25 protein-coding genes are annotated in these 23,714 nt (G+C 72.2%); 12 read left to right on the top strand and 13 right to left on the bottom strand.

Annotated features, from left to right (window positions below):
* Positions 1 to 133: 133 nt before the first annotated feature.
* Positions 134 to 688 carry a hypothetical protein gene (locus tag ACIA8L_RS24620; RefSeq protein WP_395908347.1) on the top strand — a complete coding sequence of 185 codons (555 nt, stop codon included), beginning with the start codon at positions 134 to 136 and terminating at the stop codon, positions 686 to 688.
* A gap of 29 nt (positions 689 to 717) precedes the next feature.
* Positions 718 to 1,044, top strand: a complete 327-nt coding sequence (locus ACIA8L_RS24615; RefSeq protein WP_395908345.1) for a PadR family transcriptional regulator — start codon at positions 718 to 720, stop codon at positions 1,042 to 1,044.
* A 388-nt stretch (positions 1,045 to 1,432) separates the two neighbouring features.
* Here the strand turns inward: ACIA8L_RS24615 and egtD are convergent, their stop codons facing one another.
* The 7 genes from egtD to ACIA8L_RS24580 form a co-directional block, all read right to left on the bottom strand.
* Entirely contained in the window at positions 1,433 to 2,404 is a 972-nt protein-coding gene (gene egtD / locus ACIA8L_RS24610) for an L-histidine N(alpha)-methyltransferase (protein WP_395909042.1), read from the bottom strand.
* A 2-nt stretch (positions 2,405 to 2,406) separates the two neighbouring features.
* Complete coding sequence (gene egtC, locus ACIA8L_RS24605; protein ID WP_395908343.1) at positions 2,407 to 3,159, bottom strand: ergothioneine biosynthesis protein EgtC; 753 nt, start codon at positions 3,157 to 3,159, stop codon at positions 2,407 to 2,409.
* Positions 3,159 to 4,406 (bottom strand): ergothioneine biosynthesis protein EgtB, encoded by a 1,248-nt coding sequence (locus ACIA8L_RS24600; protein WP_395908341.1) that lies wholly within the window; start codon positions 4,404 to 4,406, stop codon positions 3,159 to 3,161. The genes egtC and ACIA8L_RS24600 overlap by 1 nt, the downstream gene beginning before the upstream one ends.
* Positions 4,399 to 5,607 carry an ergothioneine biosynthesis glutamate--cysteine ligase EgtA gene (gene egtA / locus ACIA8L_RS24595; protein WP_395908339.1) on the bottom strand — a complete coding sequence of 403 codons (1,209 nt, stop codon included), beginning with the start codon at positions 5,605 to 5,607 and terminating at the stop codon, positions 4,399 to 4,401. The genes ACIA8L_RS24600 and egtA overlap by 8 nt, the downstream gene beginning before the upstream one ends.
* 84 nt (positions 5,608 to 5,691) lie before the next feature.
* Positions 5,692 to 6,708, bottom strand: coding sequence for a hypothetical protein (locus ACIA8L_RS24590; protein WP_395908337.1), 1,017 nt, complete (start codon positions 6,706 to 6,708; stop codon positions 5,692 to 5,694).
* Complete coding sequence (locus tag ACIA8L_RS24585) at positions 6,701 to 7,189, bottom strand: RNA polymerase sigma factor (RefSeq protein WP_395908335.1); 489 nt, start codon at positions 7,187 to 7,189, stop codon at positions 6,701 to 6,703. Before ACIA8L_RS24585 ends, ACIA8L_RS24590 begins: the two co-directional genes overlap by 8 nt.
* 31 nt (positions 7,190 to 7,220) lie before the next feature.
* On the bottom strand, positions 7,221 to 7,667 hold the full coding sequence (locus ACIA8L_RS24580) for a DUF3307 domain-containing protein (protein ID WP_395908333.1): 447 nt from the start codon (positions 7,665 to 7,667) through the stop codon (positions 7,221 to 7,223).
* Between the two features lie 151 nt (positions 7,668 to 7,818).
* On the opposite strand from ACIA8L_RS24580, the gene ACIA8L_RS24575 reads away from it, so the two are divergent.
* Positions 7,819 to 8,757, top strand: coding sequence for a sulfotransferase (locus tag ACIA8L_RS24575; protein ID WP_395908331.1), 939 nt, complete (start codon positions 7,819 to 7,821; stop codon positions 8,755 to 8,757).
* On the opposite strand, the gene ACIA8L_RS24570 is transcribed toward ACIA8L_RS24575, so the two are convergent.
* Positions 8,720 to 9,994, bottom strand: coding sequence for an MFS transporter (locus ACIA8L_RS24570; protein ID WP_395908329.1), 1,275 nt, complete (start codon positions 9,992 to 9,994; stop codon positions 8,720 to 8,722). The two genes, ACIA8L_RS24575 and ACIA8L_RS24570, sit on opposite strands and share 38 nt — an antisense overlap.
* Before the next feature lie 51 nt (positions 9,995 to 10,045).
* On the opposite strand from ACIA8L_RS24570, the gene ACIA8L_RS24565 reads away from it, so the two are divergent.
* Positions 10,046 to 10,972, top strand: coding sequence for a GNAT family N-acetyltransferase (locus ACIA8L_RS24565; RefSeq protein ID WP_395908327.1), 927 nt, complete (start codon positions 10,046 to 10,048; stop codon positions 10,970 to 10,972).
* Here ACIA8L_RS24565 and ACIA8L_RS24560 read toward each other — a convergent pair.
* The 3 genes from ACIA8L_RS24560 to ACIA8L_RS24550 all read right to left on the bottom strand — a co-directional run bounded on the left by ACIA8L_RS24560 (position 10,935) and on the right by ACIA8L_RS24550 (position 13,783).
* Positions 10,935 to 11,531, bottom strand: coding sequence for an FMN reductase (locus tag ACIA8L_RS24560; protein ID WP_395909040.1), 597 nt, complete (start codon positions 11,529 to 11,531; stop codon positions 10,935 to 10,937). The two genes, ACIA8L_RS24565 and ACIA8L_RS24560, sit on opposite strands and share 38 nt — an antisense overlap.
* The gene (locus tag ACIA8L_RS24555; RefSeq protein ID WP_395909038.1) at positions 11,528 to 12,613 is read right to left on the bottom strand and encodes an LLM class flavin-dependent oxidoreductase; all 1,086 of its coding nucleotides are present in this window, start codon (positions 12,611 to 12,613) and stop codon (positions 11,528 to 11,530) included. The genes ACIA8L_RS24560 and ACIA8L_RS24555 overlap by 4 nt, the downstream gene beginning before the upstream one ends.
* Before the next feature lie 318 nt (positions 12,614 to 12,931).
* Positions 12,932 to 13,783 (bottom strand): helix-turn-helix domain-containing protein, encoded by an 852-nt coding sequence (locus ACIA8L_RS24550; RefSeq protein WP_395908325.1) that lies wholly within the window; start codon positions 13,781 to 13,783, stop codon positions 12,932 to 12,934.
* Between the two features lie 69 nt (positions 13,784 to 13,852).
* On the opposite strand from ACIA8L_RS24550, the gene ACIA8L_RS24545 reads away from it, so the two are divergent.
* The 4 genes from ACIA8L_RS24545 (at position 13,853) to ACIA8L_RS24530 (ending at position 17,499) form a co-directional block, all read left to right on the top strand.
* Entirely contained in the window at positions 13,853 to 14,845 is a 993-nt protein-coding gene (locus ACIA8L_RS24545; protein WP_395908323.1) for a hypothetical protein, read from the top strand.
* Positions 14,846 to 14,907: 62 nt separating this feature from the next.
* On the top strand, positions 14,908 to 15,915 hold the full coding sequence (locus ACIA8L_RS24540) for an ATP-binding cassette domain-containing protein (RefSeq protein ID WP_395908321.1): 1,008 nt from the start codon (positions 14,908 to 14,910) through the stop codon (positions 15,913 to 15,915).
* Positions 15,912 to 16,709, top strand: coding sequence for an ABC transporter permease (locus ACIA8L_RS24535; protein WP_395908319.1), 798 nt, complete (start codon positions 15,912 to 15,914; stop codon positions 16,707 to 16,709). Before ACIA8L_RS24540 ends, ACIA8L_RS24535 begins: the two co-directional genes overlap by 4 nt.
* 4 nt (positions 16,710 to 16,713) lie before the next feature.
* Positions 16,714 to 17,499 carry an ABC transporter permease gene (locus tag ACIA8L_RS24530; RefSeq protein ID WP_395908317.1) on the top strand — a complete coding sequence of 262 codons (786 nt, stop codon included), beginning with the start codon at positions 16,714 to 16,716 and terminating at the stop codon, positions 17,497 to 17,499.
* Here the strand turns inward: ACIA8L_RS24530 and ACIA8L_RS24525 are convergent.
* Complete coding sequence (locus ACIA8L_RS24525; protein ID WP_395908314.1) at positions 17,478 to 18,677, bottom strand: hypothetical protein; 1,200 nt, start codon at positions 18,675 to 18,677, stop codon at positions 17,478 to 17,480. The two genes, ACIA8L_RS24530 and ACIA8L_RS24525, sit on opposite strands and share 22 nt — an antisense overlap.
* 57 nt (positions 18,678 to 18,734) lie before the next feature.
* On the opposite strand from ACIA8L_RS24525, the gene ACIA8L_RS24520 reads away from it, so the two are divergent.
* Positions 18,735 to 19,844 carry an LCP family protein gene (locus tag ACIA8L_RS24520; protein ID WP_395908312.1) on the top strand — a complete coding sequence of 370 codons (1,110 nt, stop codon included), beginning with the start codon at positions 18,735 to 18,737 and terminating at the stop codon, positions 19,842 to 19,844.
* Here ACIA8L_RS24520 and ACIA8L_RS24515 read toward each other — a convergent pair.
* Positions 19,841 to 20,530 carry a GNAT family N-acetyltransferase gene (locus tag ACIA8L_RS24515; protein ID WP_395908310.1) on the bottom strand — a complete coding sequence of 230 codons (690 nt, stop codon included), beginning with the start codon at positions 20,528 to 20,530 and terminating at the stop codon, positions 19,841 to 19,843. The two genes, ACIA8L_RS24520 and ACIA8L_RS24515, sit on opposite strands and share 4 nt — an antisense overlap.
* Before the next feature lie 59 nt (positions 20,531 to 20,589).
* Here ACIA8L_RS24515 and ACIA8L_RS24510 point away from each other — a divergent pair, with 59 nt between their 5' ends.
* The 3 genes from ACIA8L_RS24510 to gndA all read left to right on the top strand — a co-directional run bounded on the left by ACIA8L_RS24510 (position 20,590) and on the right by gndA (position 22,971).
* Positions 20,590 to 21,147, top strand: a complete 558-nt coding sequence (locus ACIA8L_RS24510) for a TetR/AcrR family transcriptional regulator (protein ID WP_395908308.1) — start codon at positions 20,590 to 20,592, stop codon at positions 21,145 to 21,147.
* Positions 21,148 to 21,178: 31 nt separating this feature from the next.
* Complete coding sequence (locus ACIA8L_RS24505) at positions 21,179 to 21,427, top strand: hypothetical protein (protein ID WP_395908306.1); 249 nt, start codon at positions 21,179 to 21,181, stop codon at positions 21,425 to 21,427.
* A gap of 107 nt (positions 21,428 to 21,534) precedes the next feature.
* Entirely contained in the window at positions 21,535 to 22,971 is a 1,437-nt protein-coding gene (gene gndA, locus ACIA8L_RS24500; protein ID WP_395908304.1) for an NADP-dependent phosphogluconate dehydrogenase, read from the top strand.
* Positions 22,972 to 23,714: the final 743 nt, after the last annotated feature.

The raw sequence follows: 23,714 nt of genomic DNA, 5'->3' as shown, positions 1-23,714 counted from the left end.
GGATCCGCCTCCGTCCGCCGCGGGGCTGTCCTCCGGTCGCGCCGGGTCCCGGCCCGATCTCATGACAGTGCGCGCATGATCGCTCGCCTACCGTGGTTGCGGAACGGTTGCTCGCAGGTGGCGGAGGAGTTCGGTGAGCGAGGGTCTTTTCAACGTGCTGGGTGGCGGCGCGGACCGGGTGGCGATGGTGTACCTCATCGTGGGCCTGGCCGTGTTCGGGGCGGCTTTCCTGCCCGGGAACTCCCCGCTGTACAAGGTCGTGTCCCTCATCGTCGGCGGCGCGATCTCGGTGGCGGCGGCGAAGTTCCTGATGTTCGGCGGCATGGTGTACGTCAGCCTGTTCGCCTTCCTGGCCCCGTTCGCCCTGCTGGTCATCGGCGCGATCGGCGCGCTGCGCAGCGTGCTGCGGCGTCCGGTCCGCCCGGCGATGCGCCCGCACCCGGCCGCGCGGCAGTTCGGCCAGTCGTACCAGCCGCACCTGCCGGGCGCCTATCCCGCGTACTCCACCGACCCGTGGGCCGGCCAGTACGCGCCGCGGCCCGACCTCGAGGCCCGCGCCCACGCGCCCGCCGACCGGCCCGGTGCGCACGCGGCGCAGCCGACCGGCCACATCCCGCGACAGCCGGGCCCGCGCCAGGTCGAGGTCGTGAATCCGTACGCCGGAAGGGCTCGGCACCGGGCCTCCTGATATCGGCACATGGCCGTATAAAGATCGGTATGACTCCGATGCGGGAGCCGACGTTCCTGATCCTGACCGCGCTCGCGGTGCGGCCCATGCACGGGTACGCCGTGATCCAGGAGGTCTCCGAGCTCTCCGGCGGCCGGGTCGTCCTGCCGGCCGGGACGCTCTACGCGGCGCTCGACCGGCTGAGCGCCGAGGGGCTCGTGGAGCCGGAGGGCGCGGAGGTCGTCGACGGCCGGCACCGCCGCTACTACCGGCTCAGCGACGAGGGCGTCACGGCGCTGGCCGCGGACGCCGACCGCCAGCGCCGCAATGCCGCCGCGGCCGCCCAGCGCCTCCACCTCCGCACCGCGACCCAGTGAGCGGCGCGCTGTTGAGCAATGCATGTGCAGGGCGAGCGGGCGGCTGAGGCCCGCTCGGCCGGGTCGTCAACGGGTCGGTCCGGCCCATTGGTTGCGCATCGTGGTCATCCTCTCGGTGCGAGCGTGTGGGGCTTGATCGTGGCGTGGTCCGCCGATCCATACCTTGCCCGAACGCCCTGACGCGGCGCTGAAACCGGACCAGCAGCCGGCCGTCAGCCAACCTCACAAAAGCAGCAAGCAACCACCAAACCGACAAGCAACTACAAAAGTGACAAATCCGGATTAAGGCCGATGGCCAGCGAAGCGCGCATATACGAAATGTCCGATATGTCGAGCGCAGCGCGGCGCGTAGCGCCCGACATATCGCCGAACATCCTCTGCGTTGGGGCTAGACGGCTGCGGCCAGGGTCAGCGCGAAGCGGTCGGCTTCATCGGTCCACCAGTCGCGGACGGCGAAGCCGGCGGCGGCCAGTTCGGCGGTCAGGCCCTCGCGGCGGAACTTGGCTGACACCTCGGTGCGCAGCTCTTCGCCTTCGGCAAACGTGACGGTGAGATCGAGAGCACGCACGGCCACCTCCATCGGGGCCAGTGCTCGCAGGCGCATCTCGATCCACTCGTTCGTCTCGTCCCACACGGCGACGTGGGCGAACAGCGTCGGGTCGAAGTGGGCGGTCAGTTCGCGGTTGAGGACGTGCAGGACGTTGCGGTTGAACTCGGCGGTCACGCCGGCCCGGTCGTCGTAGGCCGGTACCAGCACCGCGGGGCTCTTCACCAGGTCGGCGCCCAGCAGCAGGAACTCGCCGGGGGACAGCTGGGACCGCAGGGCCGCGAGGAACGGGGCCCGTTCGGCCGGGGTGAAGTTGCCGATGGTGCCGCCCAGGAACGCGACGAGCCTCGTGCCGGCCTCCGGTATGACGTCCAGGGAGTGCACGAAGTCGGCGACGATGCCGTGCAGGTGCAGGTCCGGGTACTCGCGGCGGAGGTCGGTCAGGGCGCCGCGCAGCGCCGACTCGGACACGTCGAGCGGGGTGAAGGAGCCGAGGGTGCCGTGCTCGCGCAGGGCGTCCAGGAGCAGCCGCGTCTTCTCCGAGGAGCCGGAGCCGAGCTCGACGAGGGTCTTGGCGCCGGTGACGCGGGCGATGGTGGCGGCCCGGGCGGCGAGGATCTCGCGTTCGGCCCGGGTCGGGTAGTACTCGGGGAGGCGGGTGATCTCCTCGAACAGCTCGCTGCCGCGGGCGTCGTAGAAGTACTTCGGCGGCAGCTGTTTCGGGGTGGCGGTGAGGCCGGCGCGGGCGTCGGCCCGCAGTCCGGCGGCCAGGTCGGCGTCGGTCAGGTGGATTTCGAGATCAATGTCCGGCAGCGTCACGAGGTTGTGCCTTCCAGTGCGATGACCGTCACGGCCGACGGGGCCGCGACGAGCAGGGACAGGTCGGGGACGGCCTTCCAGGCGGGGTCGGGGGACAGCGGCTCGGAGGCGACGAGCACCGCGCCGTCGCCGGTGGCCAGGTAGGACAGCGAGTGGCCCACCGTCGTCGCGGCGATCGTGTCGCCGTCGGTGAGCAGCAGGTTGAGCCGGGAGCCGGGCGCGGCCGCCCGCACCGCGGCCACCACCGCGCCCAGGGCGTCGGGCGGCGCCGCCCCGGCCCGCAGGCGGGCCCGCACCAGCGCCCACAGCAGGGCGCTGTCGGTCGGGGCGTCGAGGGTGAGCAGGTCCCGGACCGGCAGTCCGGCGGCGAGCGCGGTCACACTGTCGGGCCAGCCGGTGACCTTGCCGTTGTGGGAGAACAGCCAGCGACCCTCACAAAAGGGCGCGGCGGCCGTCTCGACGACGGGCATGCCGACGGTCGCCGAGCGTACGGCGGCCAGGACGGCCCCGGACCGGGTCGCGGCGGCGAGCTGCGGCAGGGCCGCGTCGGTCCACAGTGCGACGCTGCGGCGGTACACCAGCGGCGTCTGGTCCTGCAACCAGCCGACACCGAAGCCGTCGGCGTTGATCGTCCCGCCGCCGCGCATGTCCTGTGGCGCCCAGGACTGGCGCTCCAGGGAGTGCGGCGGCGTGAACAGCAGGTCCGCCAACCGGATCGGCGGGCCCAGGTAGGCGAGGTGCCGGCACACTAAGCGAGCTCCGCAGGTGTTGCGTCGCGGGCCGTGCGGAAGCCGCTGAAGATCTGCCGGCGGATCGGGTAGTCCCAGTTGCGGAACGTGCCGCGGCAGGCGGCCGCGTCGGTCCCGAACGAGCCGCCGCGCAGGATCTTGTAGTCGGGGCCGAAGAACACCTCGGAGTATTCGCGGTACGGGAACGCGGCGAAGCCCGGGTAGGGGCGCAGGTCGCTGTCGACCCACTCCCACACGTCGCCGATCAGCTGGTGCACGCCGAGCGGCGACGCGCCGGCCGGGTAGGCGCCGACGGGGGCCGGGGCGAGGTGGCGCTGGCCCAGGTTGGCGTGGTGCGGGGCGGGGTCGTCGTCGCCCCACGGGTATCGCCGCGACCGCCCCGTCGCCGGGTCCCACCGGGCCGCCTTCTCCCACTCGGCCTCGGTCGGCAGCCGCCGCCCGGCCCACTGCGCGTAGGCCTCGGCCTCGTGGAACGACACGTGCACGACGGGCGCATCGGGCACGATCGGCGCGGTCCGCCCGAACTCCGTGGCCAGCCACCCGCCCGGGTCCCGGCTCCAGTGCAGCGGCGGGTTCGCCCCGGTGGCGTCCAGAAACTCCGCATATCGCGCGTTCGTCACCGGCGCCCGGTCGATGCGGAACGCCGGCACGTCGACCTGATGCGCGGGCCGCTCGTTGTCCAGGGCCCAGGCCTCGGTCGAGGTGCCCATGGTGAACGGCCCGCCCGGGACGAGCACCTCCCCGCTCACGTCCACTGTGGACGGCGGCGGCGGGGCCGCGGACAGCACGGGGTCGCCGGTGCGCAGCTGGTGTGTGGCGAGCATCGTCTCGTCGTGCTGCTGCTCGTGCTGCACGATCATGCCGAACGCGAAGGCGTGCTCGGTGAGCCGGTCGCCTTCGAGGTGTACCCGCTCCAGGACGTCGAGGGCCTTGTCGCGGACGGTCGCCACGTAGGCCCGGGCCTCTTTCGGGTTGAGCAGCGGCAGCGCCGGCCGGTCCTTGCGGGCGTGCTTGAAGGCGTCGTAGAGGTGGTCGATGTCGGCCCGGACCGGCTCACGCCCGCCGACGTCGCGGACCAGCCACAGCTCCTCCTGGTTGCCGATGTGCGCCAGATCCCACACGAGCGGCGACATCAGTGGCGAGTGCTGCCGGATCAGGTCACCGTCGTCGACGGCCTCCGTCAGTACCGTCGAACGCTCCCGGGTCCTCAACAGCTCCCGCGCGACACGTTCCCGCAGGTCAGTCATTGCGTGTACTCCCTTCGACGACGTCGGCGAGCAGGTGCGGCGGCAGGTCCAGCCGGGCCAGCCGGTCGAAGGCCAGCGCGCGCACGGCCCGGGCGGCCCCGGCCAGGACCGGGTCGGCCAGCCCGTCGCGGGCCGCCTCCACCCAGCGCCCGGCCGCCGGCGCGCACAGCTCGAGGACCCGGGCCACGGTGGCGGCGTCGTCGAGCAGCACGGTCAGCAGCGCGGCGGGCGCGAACCAGTGCCGCCCGGGCTGGGTGTCGAGGTAGCGGATCTCCAGGTAGCCGCGCGGCCGGACCGGCGGGAACAGGGTGCTGAGGTGGTAGTCGAGGTCGGCGTAGGTCGGCCGCCGGCCGAGGGCGCCGCCGACCCAGTCCGCGAACGTCACCCCGGCCGGGGTGGCCCAGGCCCCGTCGTCGCGGCGCACGCACAGCACCTCGGCGTCCAGGGCGTAGGCGGTCCAGTCCGTGGCCGGGTCGGTGCCCGTGGGGGCGGCCCGGGTGCGGGACGGGTCGATGCCGTGCCAGGCCCGCTGCCGGGCCGAGGCCCAGCCGGTCCCGGCCCCGGCGAACCGGCCCGAGTTGGCGAACAGCGCCATGAGCGGCGGCCCCAGCGCGTGGACCGCGGCCCAGCGCGCGGGGAGCTCGCCGGCGGGGCCGGGGTCGAGGCAGACCTGCAGACCGGCCGTCGAGCACATCATGATCGTTCCGGCGTCGCCGCGGCGGCTGAAGGCCGCCTCCATGGCGTCGTAGCGGGGAGTGTGGAGCAGTCGCCGCGGTGCGCGGTGCGGGTCGGCTCCGGTGTCGCCCAGGACCAGCCCGGTGCGGGCCAGCAGGGCGGTGAGCTGCTGGAGCTCGGCGCTGACGGCCTCGTGCAGGGCGGTCAGCGACGGGTGGGGGCGGCTGGAGAGCTCGACCTGGCCGCCTGGTTCGAGGGTGACGGCGCTGCCGTGGCGCAGGGGCAGGGCCGGGGAGTCGGCCCGCAGGGCCGGCGGCGCGTGGTCGCCGAGGGCCTGACAGAGCCGGTCACGATCCAGCACGGCGGCCGGATCGTCACGGTGGTGCACGGTGAACTCGAGTTCGACACCGACCGCCGCGGGTGGGCCGGTCTTGAAGCAGATCGATGCTATATAGCCCTCGGCCTGCTCCAGATCGGCGATGACCGCGTCGTGGTCGGCCCTGCGGAGGTTCTGCAAGGTCGCCATGGGAGCCGACGCTACCTCGGGATCAGCGCTTCGGCGAACGCTCAAGTTGAACAAATGGTTACCGTCTGACTACACGCTGCGTGATCAACTTGTGACGTAGCGGACCCAGCCCCCGTCCTCACCCCCGACGATCAGCGAACCGTGCAGGGCCACGGAGATGGCGCCGTCGGGCAGGGCGACCGCGAGCTCGGCGTCCCGCAGCGGCTCCGGCAGCAGGGTGAACTGCCCGTCCCGCCAGATGCCCTGTCCCCGGCCGGGAACCATGGTCAGCAGCCCGCCGTTGTCGAGCGTCCCGATCGCGCCCGGGGTCGCCGTGATCGGGAAATTCGGCTCCTCGTAGGCGCCGTCGGGCCGCAGGCGCCACACCCGGGTCGGGTTGCCGGCGAACGCCCAGGCGTCCCGGCCGTCGGGGGACAGGCGCAGGGTGGCCCCGGTGCCCAGGGCCGGCCGCAGCACGCTCCAGGTCGTGCCGCCGTCCGCGGAGTACGACGCGTAGGTGTCCAGGCCCTCCCGCACGACCCTCCACGCCGTGTGACCGGCCCCGGTCAGGGTGTCGGGCGGGAGCGTCAGGAAGATGCCCTCGACGTCGCCGGTGGGCCGGTGGAACGTCCGGGCGCCGTCGGTCGACTCCCACAGGTCCTCGACCGGGCTCGTCACCCCGAACACGATCGAGTCCGGTCCCCGTACCGCCAGCACCGGCCGGCCCCGGTCCGGCAGCCCGGCCACGTCCACCCGGGTCCACGTCCGCCCGCCGTCGGTGCTGCGGCCGACGACGTTGGCGCAGACGTTGTCCGTCCCGCAGTCGCTGGCCACGGCCCAGCCGTGCTGCCGGTCGGCGAAGCGGACCTGCAGGTCGCCGCGGGCCCCGTCCAGGTGCACCACCCGGTCCGTCCACAGCGGCCGCTCACCCCCGGCCCCCGGCTGCAGCGCGTTCACCGACAGCGCCGCGGCGACCGCCGCGGCCAGCCCGCCCAGCCACAGCGCCCCCCGCCGCCGGTGCCGCCGCCAGCGGGGCATCGCCTCGACCGGCACCGGCCGGAACGTGCCCGAGTAGGCCGCCTCGAACCGCGCGAACTCGTCCTCGACCGCCGTGTCAGGCATGCCACACCTCCACGGTGAGCCGGGCGGCCAGCTTGGCGCGGCCGCGGGTGAGCCAGGAGCGGACGGTGCCCTCGGCGACACCCTCCTGCTCGGCGATCTCGGCCACCCCGAGCTGGCCGAGATGATGGAGCACGAGGGCGCGCCGCTGGGCCGCGGGCAGCTCGGCGAGGGCGGCGACGAGCACGACCCGGTCCGGGGTCGGCCCGTCGACGTGCTGCTCACGCTGGCGGGCCAGGAACCCGATCGCGGTCCGCAGCCGGCGCAGGCGGCTCGTCGCCAGGTTCCAGGCGACGCGGCGGACCCAGCCCGCCGGGTCGGAGTACCCCGAGATCCGGGGCCACTGCTCCAGGGCCCGGCAGAACGCCTCCTGGGCGAGGTCCTGCGCCTCGGCGTGGTCGCCGAGGTAGGCGTAGAGCTGCACGGCGATGCGCTGGAAGTGCGCGCCGTAGAACTCGGTGAAGGGCGGCTCCGGCATGTCCATGTCACGCATGAACCCGCCCGGCCGCTGCACCTCAGATCGCGGCGATCAGCAACGCGGCGATGAGCAGGAACAACTGGTGCAGCGCCTGGTCGGCGACGTACATGCCGCAGACCGGCGACTGGGTCTTCGCGAACTCCGGCGACCGGGTCGCGGTCAGGATCGCCCGCACCGGCCACCGCCGGTCGAGCAGGCCGTGGGTGACGGCCGAGAACACCAGGCCGGCGACGACGCCGAGCGGGGAGAGCGGCAGCCGCAGCACCGCCGCGGTGAGCAGCAGCACCACCGTGACCGTGACGTGATACCCGATGAGGTGACCGGCCATGGCCCGCCAGGCGGTCAGGCCCGGGCCGGCCTTGAGCCCGGCCTGCCGGTCGGTCTGAAACACGTGGTCGCCGAGGTTGTGGCCGACGAACAGCGCCACCAGGGCGACGGCGAACACCACGGCCCGGGTCAGCGTCTCATCCGGCAGAGCTGCCATATGACCGCCTCCTCACATCGACGGGAGTTTCGATCATCCGCCCACCCGATGGTCCACCACCACGTCGAACGGTGCAGAACACATGTGTCCTCGGTCGCCCCGGACCTGCATATTTCAGTAACTAACCGGACATGTCGACCGTTAGGCCAAGGTGCACAGCGACCCGAGTTCGACGACCCGAGTGCTCTACCTGGCCGGGTGGGGACGCAGCGGCAGTACCCTCGCCGAACGCCTGCTCGACCAGGTCCCGGGCCTGGTCGGGGTCGGTGAGATCAAGTTCCTCTGGGAGCGCGGCCTCCTGCAGAACCGGCGCTGCAGCTGCGGCACCCCGCTGCGCTCCTGCCAGTTCTGGGTCGACGTCCTCGGCGAGACGTTCGGCGGGCTGCCCGACGACGCGACCGCGCAGGCCCTCGACGCCGCCTCCCGCCGGTTTCGCACCCGGCACCTGCCCGGCCTGCTGCTCAAGCCCACCAGCGCGTCGGACGCCGGCCAGATGCGCTGGTACTACGCGACCCTCGAACGGCTGTACCGGGCGGTCGCCCTGGTCAGCGGGGCCGAGGTGGTCGTCGACTCGTCGAAGTTCCCGTCGTACCTCACCGCCCTGCTCCAGCGCCCCGGCCTGGACGTGCGGGTCGCGCACATCGTGCGGGACCCGCGCGCGGTCGCCTACTCGTGGCAGCGCCACCGCGCCGACCCCGACGCCCCCGGCGACGCCCAGATGCCGCGGATGCACCCCGGCTTCACCGCCCTGTACTGGTCGGCCTGGAACCTCGCCACCGAGCGCATCGCGACCCGCTCCGACCGGCCCTACCTGCGCTTCCGCTACGAGGACCTGATCGCCGACCCGGCCGGCACCCTGGCCGCCATCACGCGACTGAGCGGCGTCCCGGCGGCCGCGCTGCCCGTCGGTGACCGCGGCGAGGTCTTCGTGCCCCGCACCCACCAGGTCTCCGGCAACCCGATGCGCTTCCACACCGGCCCGGTGGCGCTGCGCCTCGACGACGAGTGGACCACCGGCATGGCGTCGCGCCACCGCTACCTGTGCGGCGCCGTCACCGTGCCGCTGCGCCACCGGTACGGCTACCACTGAGCGCCACCACGGCTCCGGCGGCGGCCGCGGCGGCGGTGAGGCCGAACGCGAGCCCGTACCGGTCGTCGCGCAGCGGCAGGGTGAGCACGGCCACGGCGACCGCGCCGGCCAGGTACTGCGCGGTGGTCATCGTCGCCCCGGCCGACGACTGCCGCTCGGCCGGCACGTCCCGGCCGCCGAGCACGAACATCGCCGTGTAGATCACCCCGTGCGCGGCCCCGCTGATGAGCAGCCCCGGCAGCACGCCGATGACGTATGTTCCACGTGCGGTGGCGGCCAGCAGGCCGAGGCCCAGCGCGGCGGTCGCGAACCCGCCGGCGAGGGTCGGAGTCAGGCCGAAACGCCGCACCAGGCGCTCGGTCAGCGAACTGCCGACGGTGACGAGCACGGCCAGGGGCAGGAACGCGAGGCCGGCCTCGAGGGGCTGATAGCCGTCGCGGTTCTGCAGCATCAGTGTGACCACGTAGAACTCGGAGCCGACGCTGGCCATGTACAGCGCCGCGGCGAGTGATCCGGTCCGCAGCGACCGCGGCCGCAGCCTGACCACCGGCCTGATCAGTGCGGTGCCGAGCAGGACCGCGACCGCTGTGAGCGGGACGTTGCCGAGGGTGAGGCCCAGCGCCAGGGCGATCGTGGTCGCCGTGGCGATGAGCGTTCGTGTGAGCGGTACCCCCGCCGCATCGGCTTTTGTCGTGGTCCGCAGCCACACGGCCGCACCGGCCGCGCAACCGGCGGTGACGGGGACATTCACGAAGAAGGTCCAGCGCCAGCTGTACAGCGTCAGCAGGCCTCCGAGCACCACGCCGGCCGCCAGACCGGACGCCCCGACCGCGCCCCACACCGACAGGGCCCGCGTCCGCGCCGGACCCGCCTCGAACTTGGCGCCGATCAGGCCCAGGATCGCCGGCTGCAGCAGCGCCCCGGCCAGACCCTGGACCGCGCGCGCCCCGAGCAGGACCGGGCCGCTGGAAGCCAGCCCGGCCGTCACACACGACAGGCCGAACAGCAGCATCGCGGCCAGGAACACCCGCCCCGCCCCGAACCGGTCCGCGAGCCGCCCGCCGAAGATCAGCAGCCCCGCGAACGGCACCGCGTAGGCGCTCACCACCCACTGCGCGGCCCCCAGCGACAGGCCCAGGTCACGGGCGATGACGGGCAGCGCGACGTACACGATCGAGTAGTCGAGGGCCAGCAGGAACTGGGCCGCCGCCAGCACGGCGAGCATCATGCTCGCCATGGTCTGACCCTCTCACTAGTGTGAAGGTCCAACGGCTGGGAGGCACGTCACATGCGCATCGGCGAGCTGTCCGCCCGCACCGGGACGCCCGCGCGCCTGCTGCGGTACTACGAGGAGCAGGGCCTGCTCACCCCCGACCGGCGGGCCAACGGCTACCGCGACTACGGCGAGCACCTCGTCGACCGGGTCCAGCAGATCCGCGGGCTGCTCGAGTCGGGGCTGCCGACCCGGCTGATCAAAAACGTGCTGCCGTGCCTCGACAACCCCTGTAGCATCACGATCTCCGATGCCGGGCCCGAGGTCGTCGCGCTGCTGCGCCACGAGCGGGAGCGCATGGACGCCCGGATCGCCTGCCTGAGCCGCAACCGCGACGCCATCGACGCGTACCTGTCGAAAGTGGAACAACGCATGCCTGAGACACACGTCACCGTCGCCACCCCGGACGATCGGGCCGCGGTCGTGGCCACCGTCGTCGCCGCGTTCGCCGCCGACCCGGCGCTGCGCTGGTTCCTGCCGGGCGAGCAGTACGACGCCGAGGCCGCGACGATGTTCGGCGCCCTGTTCGACTCCCGGGTCGGCCACGGCTCCGTGTGGGTCGCCGACGCCGGCGCGGCCGTCGCCATGTGGGACCCGCCCCGCGCACCCGGCGGCAACGGTGTGGAGCACGCCCCGCAGAGCGGGCGCTTCGGCCGCTACCAGTCGATCGTGCACACGAAACTGCCGAGGACGCCGCACTGGTACCTCGGGGTCGTCGCCGTGCACCCCGAGCACTGGGGCCGCCGGCTCGGCCGCACCGTCATGGCCGCCGGCCTGCGGCGCGCGGCGGCCGACGGGCTGCCCGCCTACCTCGAAACCTCGAACCCCAAGAACGTCCAGGTGTACCGCACGGCCGGCTTCGAGGTCGTCGAGGAGCTCCACGTCGACGACCTCCCGGTCTGGATCATGAGCGCTTCAGCAGGTCCTCGAACGACGTCGTGAGCTCGAACGGGTCCCTGGCCTTCACCGGCTGTGTGTTCGTGATGAGGGCCGCCAGCTCGGCCCCGGCCCGCGCGACGCGGTCGTGCAGGGTGTCCGCCCCGCCGGCCGCCCAGTCGTCGGTCGCCGCGAAGACCGCGGTCGGCGCGACCACGGCGCGCAGGTACACGAACATCGGCCGCAGCGCGTGCTCCAGCGCCAGGGAGTGCCGGGCCGTCCCACCGGTCGCGCCGAGCAGGACCGGCTTGCCGCGCAGCACGTCCTCGTCGAGGACGTCGAAGAAGGACTTGAACAGGCCGCTGTAGGACGCGTTGAAGATCGGCGACACGGCCACCAGGCCGTCGGCCCCGGCGACCGCGTCGACGACCTCCTTGAGCCGCGGCGGCGGGAAGCCGGTCAGCAGGTGATCGGTGATGTCGTGCGCGACGTCGCGCAGCTCGTAGGTCTTGGTGCTCGCTGGCAGGTTTTCGGCCACCGCGGCGCTGAGCCGGTCCGCCAGCAGCCGGGTCGACGACGGCTGGCTCAGCCCCGCGGTGATCGCGACGATCGAGCTCATGGTTATGCGTCTACCTTCTCCGCGGCCGCTTTGAGCGACTCGTGGGTGGGGGCGTCCGGCACGTGCACGGGCCGGCCGATCGCGAACTCCTTGCGCAGCACCGGCACGACCTCCTCGCCGAGGATGTCGAGCTGCTCGAGCACCGTCTTCAGCGGCAGCCCGGCGTGGTCGAGGAGGAACAGCTGCCGCTGGTAGTCCCCGACGTACTCGCGGAACCCGAGCGTGCGGTCGATGACCTCCTGCGGCGAGCCGACGGTCAGCGGCGTCTGCGCGGTGAAGTCCTCCATCGACGGCCCGTGCCCGTACACCGGCGCGTTGTCGAAGTAGGGCCGGAACTCCCGCTTCGCGTCCTGCGAGTTCCTGCGCATGAACACCTGCCCGCCGAGCCCGACGATGGCCTGGTCGGCCGAGCCGTGCCCGTAGTGCTCGAAGCGGCGCCGGTACAGTTCGACCATGCGCTGGGTGTGCTCCTTGGGCCAGAAGATGTGGTTGGCGAAGAACCCGTCGCCGTAGTAGGCGGCCTGCTCGGCGATCTCCGGGCTGCGGATCGACCCGTGCCAGACGAACGGCGGCACCCCGTCCAGCGGCCGCGGCGTGGCCGTGAACCCTTGCAGCGGGGTGCGGAAGTTCCCCTCCCAGTCGACGACGTCCTCGCGCCACAGCCGGCGCAGGAGGGCGTAGTTCTCGACCGCGAGGTTGATCCCGTTGCGGATGTCCTGCCCGAACCACGGGTACACGGGCCCGGTGTTGCCCCGCCCCATCATGAGATCGACGCGCCCGTCGGCGAGATGCTGGAGCATCGCGTAGTCCTCCGCGATCTTCACCGGGTCGTTGGTGGTGATGAGCGTGGTGGCCGTGGACAGCAGCAGCCTCTGCGTCCTGGCCGCGATCCACCCCAGCATGGTGGTCGGCGACGAGGGCACGAACGGCGGATTGTGGTGCTCACCCAGGGCGAACACGTCGAGCCCGACCTCTTCGGCCTTGAGCGCGATCGTGGTCATGGCCTTGACCCGCTCAGCGTCGCTCGGCACCCGCCCGTTCGTAGGGTCCTGCGTAACGTCACCGACAGTGAACACACCGAACTGCATCACGAACGCCACCTTCACCAGCTGGGCCCGGACTCTCCCGACCTACGCGCCCTACAACATAGCTGCGGCGTCAAACATTCCGCCAGTGAACAATCAGTATCAGTGACTGTTTCATGGCTCGCAAGCTCGCGGCAGGGGAGGCTTCGCCTCCACCCGCACCCCCTCACAATCCGCGCCGACACGTCCGGGCCCAATCGGGTCGCCCGCAGATCCGCGCCGATTCCGCCCGGGCGCGGCTGGGTCGCTCGCACCTCGCCGATCTGCAGCGACTGGCCGCCGCGCGCGACTGGCCGCCCGCACGAGGCGCGCGTAGGAGTGTCAGCCCGCGACCAGTCGCAAGGGTTGTGGGGGCGGGGTTGTCAGGCGGGCCAGGGCCGTCTCCGTGGCCGGGTCGGCCGGCAGGTAGACGAGGAGGCGTTGGTCGTCGTCGGCGGGCAGATCCAGGGTTTCGAAGGACAGTCGCAGGGGGCCTGCCGACGGGTGGGTCAGTCGCACGATGCCGGTCGCTCTCGGCAGGCCTGGGATGGAGTTGACCCTCGCGGTGAACGCCTCGCCCGCGGTCACCGTCAGTTCGTCGGCCAATGCCGCTGCGGCCGGGTCGGCGCGGAAGGGGCCCTGTTTCAAGGCTGCCACCTGGTCGTCCGCCATTCTGGGCCAGTCGGGGAAGGCGGCTTTGGCTCGCGGGTCGGACAGGACGTAGCGGACCAGGTTCGGGACCGGGGCGTCCAGCAGGCCCAGTGGGCCCACCAACGCTTCGAACGCCTTCGTGCGGGCTACCACGTCGCCCGGGCGGTTGAGGATGGCCGCGGGGGTTGGCTCCAGGCGGGTCAGCAGCGCGAGGACCGGCGGGCGGATCGAGGTCGGAGGTTCGGAGCCGGCCGGGCGGCAGGTGAAGCCGGGGTCGGCGGCCTTGGTCAGGCGGTGCAGGTGCACCCGTTCCGCCGTCGACAGGCGCAGGGCGTCCGCCAGCGACGACAGGACCTGCGGGGAGGGGTGGCGGTCGCGGCCCTGTTCCAGGCGGGTCACGTATTCGACGCTCACGCCGGCCAGGGCGGCCAGTTCGGAGCGGCGCAGGCCCGGGGTGCGGCGCCGCGGGCCCGTCGGCAGACCCACGTCGGCCGGGAGTACCGCGGCGCGACGAGTGCGCAGGAACAACCCGAGCTCGCTCACGGCACTGACGGTACCGCCGAAACGGGCTCCTGATCGTGGCCCCGCTGCTACCACCCTATGATCGCGGGCGTGCTGGGACGACACTTCGGCCGCGGGCTCGACGGACCCGTCTTCGACACCGACGTGGCGTTCGACGACCTGGAGCTGCGCCACGCGCGGGATCTGGTGCGCGAGCATCGCGAGTGGCGGGCCGGGCGGGACATTCTCGCGGCGGCGCGCGGGCAGCATGAGATCCGGGGGCGGCGGTTCGCGGTGCTCGCGGACGAGGCGGCCGAGGACGACGGGTGGCTGGTCGCGTGGATGACCGCGGAGCCGGGCAACGCGGACGCGGCGGTCCTGTTCGCCGCGCAGCTGCTGACCCGGGCCGGGAACGCCCGGGGCGGGGCGACGGCCGCGAAGACCAGCGCGGCGCGGTTCGCGGCGTTCCACGATCTGAAGGCGGCGGCGCAGGAGGCGAGCCGCCGGGCGATCGCGCTCGCCCCCGACGATCCGGTGCCCTGGACGGACCTGGTCGGCTCGATGGTCGGGTCCAGTGCCGGTGACGCGTTCGGCGTGGCGATGGGCGAGGGGCTGCGCCGGGACCGGTACAACTTCGACCTGCACCTGACGGCGGTGACGTACCTGTGCCAGAAGTGGCACGGTTCGCACGCGCGGATGTTCGCGGCCGCGCGGATGGCGCACGACGGGGCGCCGGCCGGGGCGAGTGCGCACGTCGTGCCGGTGTTCGCCCATTTCGAGTACGCGATGCGGGAGTTCAGCTGGGACCTGCGCACCCCGGCGACGCTGCGGGCGGTCCAGGGCTACTTCCGCCGGCCCGACGTCCTCGCCGAGGTCGACGCGTGCGCGCACCGGTTCGCGGCCGGCCCGCGGCGCCGCTACGGGCGGGTGCCGGCCTGCCGCAGCTGGCTGACACTCGCCTATGTGCTGGCCGGGCGCAAGGCCGCGGCGAGGGCGTGGTTCGCCGAGCTCATGCCGCACCGGGCCGGGGTCCTGCCGTGGGAGTACTTCTATCCGAGCGCGAACGAGGGCTTCCGCTCGGCCTGGCACTGGGCGAACGGCTAGCGAGGTCGGACGGAATGTAATTAGTTCGAGTGCTGAAAAAAGATCCACTAGGGTCGGTATCGATGGCACTCGTGGAAGCAACCCAGCTGACCAAGGTCTTCCGCCGGCCGGAAAAGGATCCGGGCCTGCGGGGGGCCGTCAAACATCTCTTCACCAGGCAGTTCACCGACAAGGTGGCGGTCGACCACGTCGACCTGTCGATCGAGGCGGGGGAGGCGGTCGCCTACGTCGGGCCCAACGGGGCCGGCAAGTCGACGACCGTGAAGCTGCTCAGCGGCATCCTGGTGCCGACGTCCGGCGAGGTCCGCATCGACGGGCTGTCGCCGCGCAAGGACCGGATGGCGGTCGCGCACCGCATCGGGGTCCTGTTCGGGCAGCGCACGCAGCTGTGGTGGGACCTGCCGGTCTCCGAGTCCCTCGCCGTGCTGCGCGACGTGTACGGCATCGACCACGCCACGTTCCGCCGCCGGCTGGAGCGCTTCGACGAGGTCCTCGAACTCGGCGAGGTGCTGCCCGTCCTCGGGCGCAAACTGTCGCTCGGGCAGCGGATGCGGGCCGACCTCGCGGCCGCGCTGCTGCACGCGCCGCCGGTCGTGTACCTCGACGAGCCCACCATCGGCCTCGACCTGGCCGTGAAGGACCGGGTCCGGGAGTTCTTCCGGACCGTCCGCGACGCCGGCACCACGGTCATGCTGACCAGCCACGACCTCGGCGACATCGAAGGCTTCTGCCGCCGCCTGGTCATCATCGACTCGGGCCGGATCATCTTCGACGGCGATCTCGAGGCGGTGAAGGACGAGTTCGCGCGCGAGCGGATCCTCAACGTCGAGGCCGAGTCGGCGGTACCACTGGAAACACTGCAGGCGGCCCTGCCCGGGGCCACCGTCGAGCCCGGGGAGACACCGCTGCAGTTCGCGGTCCGCTTCGACCGGTTCACGATGACCGCCGGGCAGGCGGTGACGGCCCTGGCGCCGCTGACGAACCTCGTCGACTTCCACGTCGACGAGCCGTCCATCGAGGACGTCATCCGGCGGGTGTACTCCGGCGAGCTCCAACTGGACACCGCATGAACCGGCTCAGGCCGTACACCGCGCACGCCCGCGCGGCCGCGTTGAGCGCGCTCGCCTACCGGGGCAGCTTCCTGCTGTCCATCGGCGGCATCGCGTTCCAGCTCATCGCCCTGCTCGCGGTCTGGAAGGTGCTGCTCGGCGGCGGGACGCCGGTCGGCGGGTTCGACTGGCCGCAGATGCGCAGCTACCTGCTGGTCGCGTTCGCCTCCGGGGCGCTGGTCGGCTCGTTCGTCGACTTCCGCATGTCCTGGCGGATCAAGTCCGGGCTGGTCGCCCTGGACCTGGTCAAGCCGGTCGACTACCAGCGGGCCCGGCTGTGGGAGGCGATCGGCGGCGTCTGGATCGAGATCGCCGTCGTCGCGCTGGTGGCCGCGGTGTCGATCGCGTTCAGCGGCCCGCCGGCCCTGCCCGCGGGACCCGAGCTGGCCCTGTTCGTGACGAGCATGGTCCTGCTCATTCCCTTGAAATTCATCGTGGTGTACTTCTCCACGCTCGCCTGTTTCTGGACGCAGAACGACGTTGGGGTCCTGTGGGCCCGCCAGGCGATCACCGGCCTGCTGTCCGGGGCCCTCGTGCCGCTGGCGTACTTCCCCGGCTGGCTCGCCACCGCCGCCCAGTGGTCGCCGTTCGCCGGGCTCACGTCGACGCCGGCCCTGATCTTCATCGGCCGCGCGTCGGGCGGGCACGCCCTGCTGCTCGTCGCGGTGCAGCTGGGCTGGGTGATCCTGCTCTGGTACGCCGCCCGCGCCCTCTTCAGCCGCGCGCTGCGCCGGCTCACGGTACACGGGGGATAGACGAATGCGAATCATGCGGCTCTATGTGCGGCTCCTCGGCGCGCACCTGCGCTCGCTGCTGGAGTACGAGGGCGACTTCTGGGTCGTGATGGCCGGTACCGTCATCATGCAGGCCGTCAACGTGGCGTTCCTGTCCGCCATCTTCGCGAAGGTCCCGGCCATCAACGGCTGGACGTTCTGGGCGGTGGTGGCGATGTTCGGCATGGTCGCCGTGGCCGAGGGTGTCGGCTCCCTGTTCTTCGAGGGCATGTGGAACCTCAGCTGGCAGATCAACCAGGGCGAGATCGACTACAAGCTGGTCCGCCCCTACCCGGTGGTCCTGCAGGTCAGCGCCTCCAACATCGGCATCAACGGCCTGTCCAACATCGTCAGCGGCGGGCTCATGCTCGGCTTCGCCGTGGCCCACCTGCCGGTGCCGTGGACGCCGCTGCGCGTCGGGCTGGCCCTGGGGATCCTGCTGTCCGCGATCGCGGTCAAGGTCGCGGTCAACCTGGCCACGAACGCGGCCGCGTTCTGGATGCAGAGCCCCAGCCCCCTGTTCGCGTTCGCCGTCCACCAGGCCGGTGACCTGGCCCGCTTCCCGCTGAGCGTCTACCCGTGGGCGCTGCGGGCGGCGCTGGGCTTCGCCGTGCCGTTCGCGTTCGTGAGCTTCTTCCCGGTCGCGTTCCTGCTCGACACCGGCCAGGCCTGGATCGGCCTGCTCACCCCGGCGGTCGCGGCCTACGCCGTGCTCATGGCCGCCTGGATCTTCAACCGGGGCCTGCGCCGCTACGAGAGCGCCGGCAACTGACGCCGCTCAGCCCTTGCCCCGGATCGCGGCGAGGAGCTCCCGCACCGCCTGGACCTGCAGCCCGAACTGCGGGTCCAGGGCCATGAGCAGCACCGCGACGGCCCACACGGCGGCCGCGGCGGCGGCCCCGCGCCCGAGCTCGTCCCAGGGCAGCAGCCCCTGAACGTGCAGGATGAGGATCGCGGCCCCCGGCACCAGCGCGACGGCGACCGACCGCAGGAACGCCAGCCCGGCCAGGACCCGCCGCCGCACCGGCCGCGGCTCGGCGTCGACGACCCCGGCGAGGCTGCCGAGCCGCCCGGTGGCGACGGCACCGGCGCAGGCCAGCAGCTGCCGGCGGAGCCGGCGACGGTCCCGGCGTCCGGCAGCGCGATCGCCACCTGCTGGGCCCGGATGCCGGCCGCGATCCGCCGCAGCCGGCCCCGGATCTCGGCGCCGGCCTCGGCGTCGGATGTCCTGAGCGCCCGGGCGAAACCGGACTCGAAGATCACGGCCAGCCGCTCGAGCCCACGGGCCACCGCCCGCCGGTCGGCCGCCCGCCGCAGGTCCCGGGTGTTCAGCGCGTTGAGCAGCCACCCGAGCCACTCGGCCGCCGCGACCTCCGCCGCCGGCCCCCGATGCAGCAGCGCATACGCCGCCATGATCAGCAGGAACACGACAGTGAACACGGCCCACTGCACGAACATCACCGGGAACAGCGGGAACGGCACCACGGCCGCGAGCGCGCCGGTCAGGGTGAGCATGACGAGCAGGTACCAGCCGCCGAGCCGCCGCCACATCAGCGGATAGGGCAGGAAGCCGGCCGCCGTGCCCACGGCGATGAGCGCGACCTGCTCCATCGGATGCACCCCGGCCCGGGTCAGCACGACCGCCGGCCCCCCGAACATCGCGGCGGCCATCGGCACCCCGCAGACCACCAGCAGCCGATCGAAGAGCCGGTCCGGCTGCGCGGCCCGCCACGACAGCCGCCGCAGGCCCGCCCACACGTCCGGGCGGGCCAGGACCCCGCCGGCGGCCGCGGCCCGGACCCGGGCCCACCGCGCCTGCCGGGCCCGCAGCACGGCCCCGACCCGGGCCAGCTCCGCCCGCCGGCTCGACTCGCGCAGGGCCCGCAGCTCGCCCGCGGCCCGGCGGGTGTCGGCGCGGATGGTGCGGACCGGACCCGCGAACATCTCCACCCGGCCGAGGCTAGCGATTGCCCTCAACCGGGGCGCGGCGCCGCCGATGGGGCCGGTGTGAAGGCGTGGCTCGTCACGGCCGCCGTCGTGCTCTCGGTCGCGCTCGGCGGGACCCTGACCTGGCAGCACTATGTCGGCGCGGTGGAGAACGCCGACCTGCTCGGCGACACCGGGCGGGACCGGGCCGGGGAGCCCCGCCAGATCGACATCCAGAGCGCGCCGCGGCTGCCGGGCCAGCCCCTGGGCGGGCCCAGCGCCGACGTGCGGCGGGCGCTCGACGCGGAGCCGGGGCGCAACATCCTGCTCGTCGGGCTCGACGCGCGGCCCGGGGAGGACCGGGCGTCCGCGCGGGCCGACACGGTGATCGTCGTGCACGTGACCGAGGCCGACGACCGGGCGTTCCTGGTGTCGCTGCCCCGTGACACCCGGGTCGCGATCCCCGGGCACGGGACCGACAAACTCAACGCGGCGTACGCGTTCGGCGGGTTCGAGCTCCTCGCCCGGACCGTCCAGCAGCTCACCGGGCTGGTCTTCGACGCCGGTGCGATCATCGACTTCGCGGGCCTGCGCAAGGTCGTCGACGCCGTCGGCGGGGTCGAGCTGTGCGTCGACGAGGAGACGACCTCGGTGCACATCGGGTGGGACGCCAAAGGCCGGGAAACCCCGCCCTACCGGCTGATCCCGCCGTCGTTCCGGCCCGAGAGGATTCCGGGGGTACGGGCACAGGTCTACCACGTCGGCTGCCGGCACTTCGCCGGCTGGGAAGCCCTCGACTACGTCCGGCAGCGCGAACTGATCCCCGACGGCGACTACGGCCGCCAGCGCCACCAGCAGCAGCTCCTGCGGGCCCTCGCCGAGCAGGTCACGTCGGCCGGGGTCCTCGCCAACCCGCTCGCCCTCAACCGGGCCGTCACCGCCGTCGGCGACTCCCTGACCTTCGACGGCAACGGCGCCTCCGTCACCGACTGGATCGTCCGCCTCCGCGCGATCGGCCCGTCCGACCTGACCCTGCTGCGGACCAACGCCGGGCAGTTCCACATCGAGCAGCGCGACGGCCGCGACTACGAGAACCTCGACGCCACCACGGCCGAGCTGTTCACCGCCGCCCGCGACGACCGCCTCGGCGAGTTCGCGGCCTTGCACCCCGACTGGGTCATCGGCCGTTAGCGGACCCACCACGTGGACTGGGTGACGTGCTCGAAGCCCAGCGACTCGTACAGGGGCCGGCCCAGCTTCGACGCCGTCAGGGTCATGGGGCGGTCGTCGAAGCGGCGCAGCAGGGCGTGCATGAGCGAGCGGCCGACGCCCCGCGAGCGGAACCGGGTGCCGGTGGTCACCCAGTAGACGCCGACGGCCTCCGGCTGGGGCACCGCGACGCTCGCCCCGACCGGCTCCCCGTCGAGCTCGGCCAGGTAGAACTCGAAGTCGTCGAGGAGCCGGTCCGGAAAGACGATGCCGCACTGGTACGGCTGGAAGGCCTCCAACGCGAAGTCCTCGACCACGAGCCGCTCCACGGTGCGCAGCTCCGGCGGCGTGCTCACGCGGCGCACGGGGACGCGGGGCGGGTCGGCGGGCTCGTGGGGGTACCGAATCATGATCGGCAGTTGTCGTTCGGCCAGGCCCGCCGTTGTCAGGTCGAGCGCGCCGAACGCGTCCTCGACCACGACGCGTCCCGGCCGGACCGGGACCGTCCCGGCGGCCCCCAGGGTCAGGGTGCGGGTGCCGTACCGCTCGTCGCCCACGATCGCCAGCCAGCCGTCGCCGGTCTCCGTCGTGTAGCCGCGGGCCCGGGCGATCCTGGTCCAGAACTCGGCCGCGTTGGCCACCGCCCGCCGCAATGCGTCCCCGTCCATCGGGGGAGTTTATGGCACGGTGATAAACTGGAGGCGTACCTCCGATCAGGGCAGGGTGGATGACGACGCAGCCGGGTGTGCGACGGCCGCAGCGGGCCGACGCGCGGCGCAACTTCGACGCGCTCATCGCCGCCGCCCGCGACGCGTTCGCCGAGCACGGCACGACCGCGTCGCTCGAGGACATCGCGCGGCGGGCCGGGGTCGGGATCGGGACGCTGTACCGCAACTTCCCGACCCGCCAGGACCTGTTCGACGCCGTCTACCTCGGGGAGCTCGACGCCCTCTGCCGCGCCGCGGACGACGTCGCCGGCCTCGACCCGTGGGACGCCCTGGCCGCGTGGCTGCGCCGGTTCGTGGGCTACGTCGCCACCAAACGGGCCATCTACGAGGAGATCAACCGCGACTCCGAGATGGTGCGGGGCGCGCGCGAGGCGATGTACGCGGCGTTCGAGCCACTGCTGGCCCGGGCCCAGGACGCCGGTGCCGCCCGGCGCGACGTCAGCACCGACGACCTGCTGCGCCTCGTGTCCGGGCTGACCGCCGGCGGCTACGTCGACGACGCACAACGCGAGCGCGTCCTCACCGTCGCGCTGGACGGCGTGCGGGCCCGGAGTTAGTTTTTTCCCGCGCCGGGGTATTACCGCGCGCATGGGTGTCGATCTGCTGCACAAGCCGGTCGTTGATCTGGCCGGTATGCCCGTCGGGACGGTCGACGGGGTCGAGACGGTGGTCGGGGTGGACGGCACGCGCGAGATCTCGGCGCTGGTCGTGGAGCCCCGGCGGTTGTTCGGGTTCGGCAACTCGGCCACCCGGATGCGGATCTCGTGGGATCTGGTGGCCTTCTGTGATCGGAGCATCACGCTGATGGTCCGGAAAAGTCGCCTCCAGCCGTCCTGATCCTTGGAACAGGTAGCGTCTTGTCCAACGTGCGCTTCGAGCCGTGATCACGGGGTAGTGATCGGCGGTCCGGGGCATCGAGCTCGACTGGATGAGGTGCATCGCAGATGTCCGACCTGGCGCAGATCGGCGTGACCGGTCTCGCGGTGATGGGCCGCAACCTGGCCCGCAACCTGGCCCGCAATGGTTACACCGTCGCCGTGCACAACCGCTCATACGAGCGGACCCGCCGGCTGGCCGACGAGTTCGGGCACGAGGGCACGTTCGTGCCGAGCGAGTCGATGGCCGACTTCGTCGCCTCCCTCGCCCGCCCGCGGGCCGTCATCATCATGGTCAAGGCCGGCGGCCCCACCGACGCCGTCATCGACGAACTCGTCCCCCTCCTCGAAGAGGGCGACATCGTCATCGACGCCGGCAACGCCCACTTCGCCGACACCCGCCGCCGCGAGGCCGCCCTGCGCGAGCACGGCCTGCACTTCGTCGGCACCGGCGTGTCCGGCGGCGAGGAAGGCGCCCTCCTCGGCCCCAGCATCATGCCCGGCGGCTCCCCGGAGTCCTACGAGAAGCTCGGCCCCATCTTCGAGAAGATCTCGGCCAAGGTCGACGGCACGCCCTGCTGCGTGCACATCGGCCCCGACGGCGCCGGGCACTTCGTGAAGATGGTCCACAACGGCATCGAATACGCCGACATGCAGCTCATCGCCGAGGCCTACGACCTGCTCCGGGCCGGCCTGGGCGCGACACCGGCCGAGATCGCCGACATCTTCCGCACCTGGAACACCGGCGACCTCGAGTCGTTCCTCATCGAGATCACCGCCGACGTGCTCTCCCAGATCGACGGCGACACCGGCCAGGCGTTCGTCGACATCGTCCTGGACCAGGCCGAGCAGAAGGGCACCGGCCGCTGGACCGTGCAGAGCGCCCTCGACCTGGGCGTGCCGATCACCGGCATCGCCGAGGCCACCTTCGCCCGCTCCCTGTCCGGCCACGCCGACCAGCGCGAGGCCGCCCGCGACGCGTTCGGCACTGCAGTTGGTGTTTTGGATATTGCTGACCGCGACCAGTTCATCGAGGACGTGCGGGCCGCGCTCTACGCCTCGAAGATCGTCGCCTACGCGCAGGGCTTCGACCACATCCAGGCCGGCAGCGAAGAGTTCGGCTGGGACATCGACCGCGGCCAGGTCTCCACCATCTGGCGCGGCGGCTGCATCATCCGCGCCCGCTTCCTCAACCGCATCCGCGAGGCCTACGACGAAAACCCCGGCCTTCGCAGCCTGATGGTCGCGCCATACTTCGCCGACGCCGTCAACGCCGGCGTCCCCAGCTGGCGCCGCGTGGTGGCCGCGGCCGCCGCGGCGGGCATCCCCACCCCGGCGTTCTCCTCGTCCTTGTCCTACTTCGACGGCCTGCGCGCGTCCCGCCTGCCCGCCTCGCTGATCCAGGGCCTGCGCGACAACTTCGGCGCTCACACCTACAAGCGCACCGACCGCGAGGGCACCTTCCACGTGGAGTGGGCCGGCGACAAAAAGGAACACACCGCCTAGCGGTCGCTGCCTTTGATCTCTGGTCTCTGTCTCTGCCTTCAGTCTCTGGTCTCTGTCTCTGTCTCTGTCTCTCTCTTTCTGTCGCTAGTCTCTGTCGCTGTTTCTGGGTAATCTGTTCGCGCACTTTGTTGCTTGTAGTCGTCCGGTGGCGCTCCGCTTTCTGACCCGTGATCAATTAGAACGGGTGTGTTACGGTGAAGAAAGCGGAGCGCACCGGTCGCCGAGGTTTCCCCTTAACTCGTGATCGCTGAGCGTTCCTATGTTGCCCGCTTCGTATGGGTCCTGTTTTGCGTAGTACGAAGCGCTCTGCGAAGCACGAAGCGCACGAGCCGCGTTGCTCATTTCCTGCGCTCAGCCTGACCTCGTGCGCGCGGCGTGGTTGGGCTTCGTCGGGCTTGGTCTTGTGCGCGCGGCGTGGTTTAGCCTTCGCCCGGCTTGGTCTTGTGCGCGCGGCGTGGTTTAGCCTTCGCCGGGCTTGGTCTGGCGCGCGTGGCCTGGTTGGGCTTCGCCGGGCTTGGCCTTGTACGCGCGGCGTGGTTTGGTTTCTTCTGGCTTGGTCTTGTGCTCGGCCTGGTTTGGCTGAACTGGAGCTCCGGTGGGTTCGGGGCTTACCCGTTACCTTTTTGATCGTCCCTAGCCGGGGACTCCTCGGTCGCCCGGGCTGGTATGACTTACTGCCCCTCTCGTATGGATGATCCGGGGGTGTTGTCGCCAGGTCGGGTGGCGTCGGCGGACCGCTCATC

It is taken from the genome of Dactylosporangium sp. NPDC051541 (genome assembly GCF_044454505.1).
GTDB lineage: Bacteria > Actinomycetota > Actinomycetes > Mycobacteriales > Micromonosporaceae > Dactylosporangium.
The sequence above is the reverse complement of the archived record's forward strand: the minus strand, read 5'-3'. Positions and strand labels throughout refer to the sequence as shown.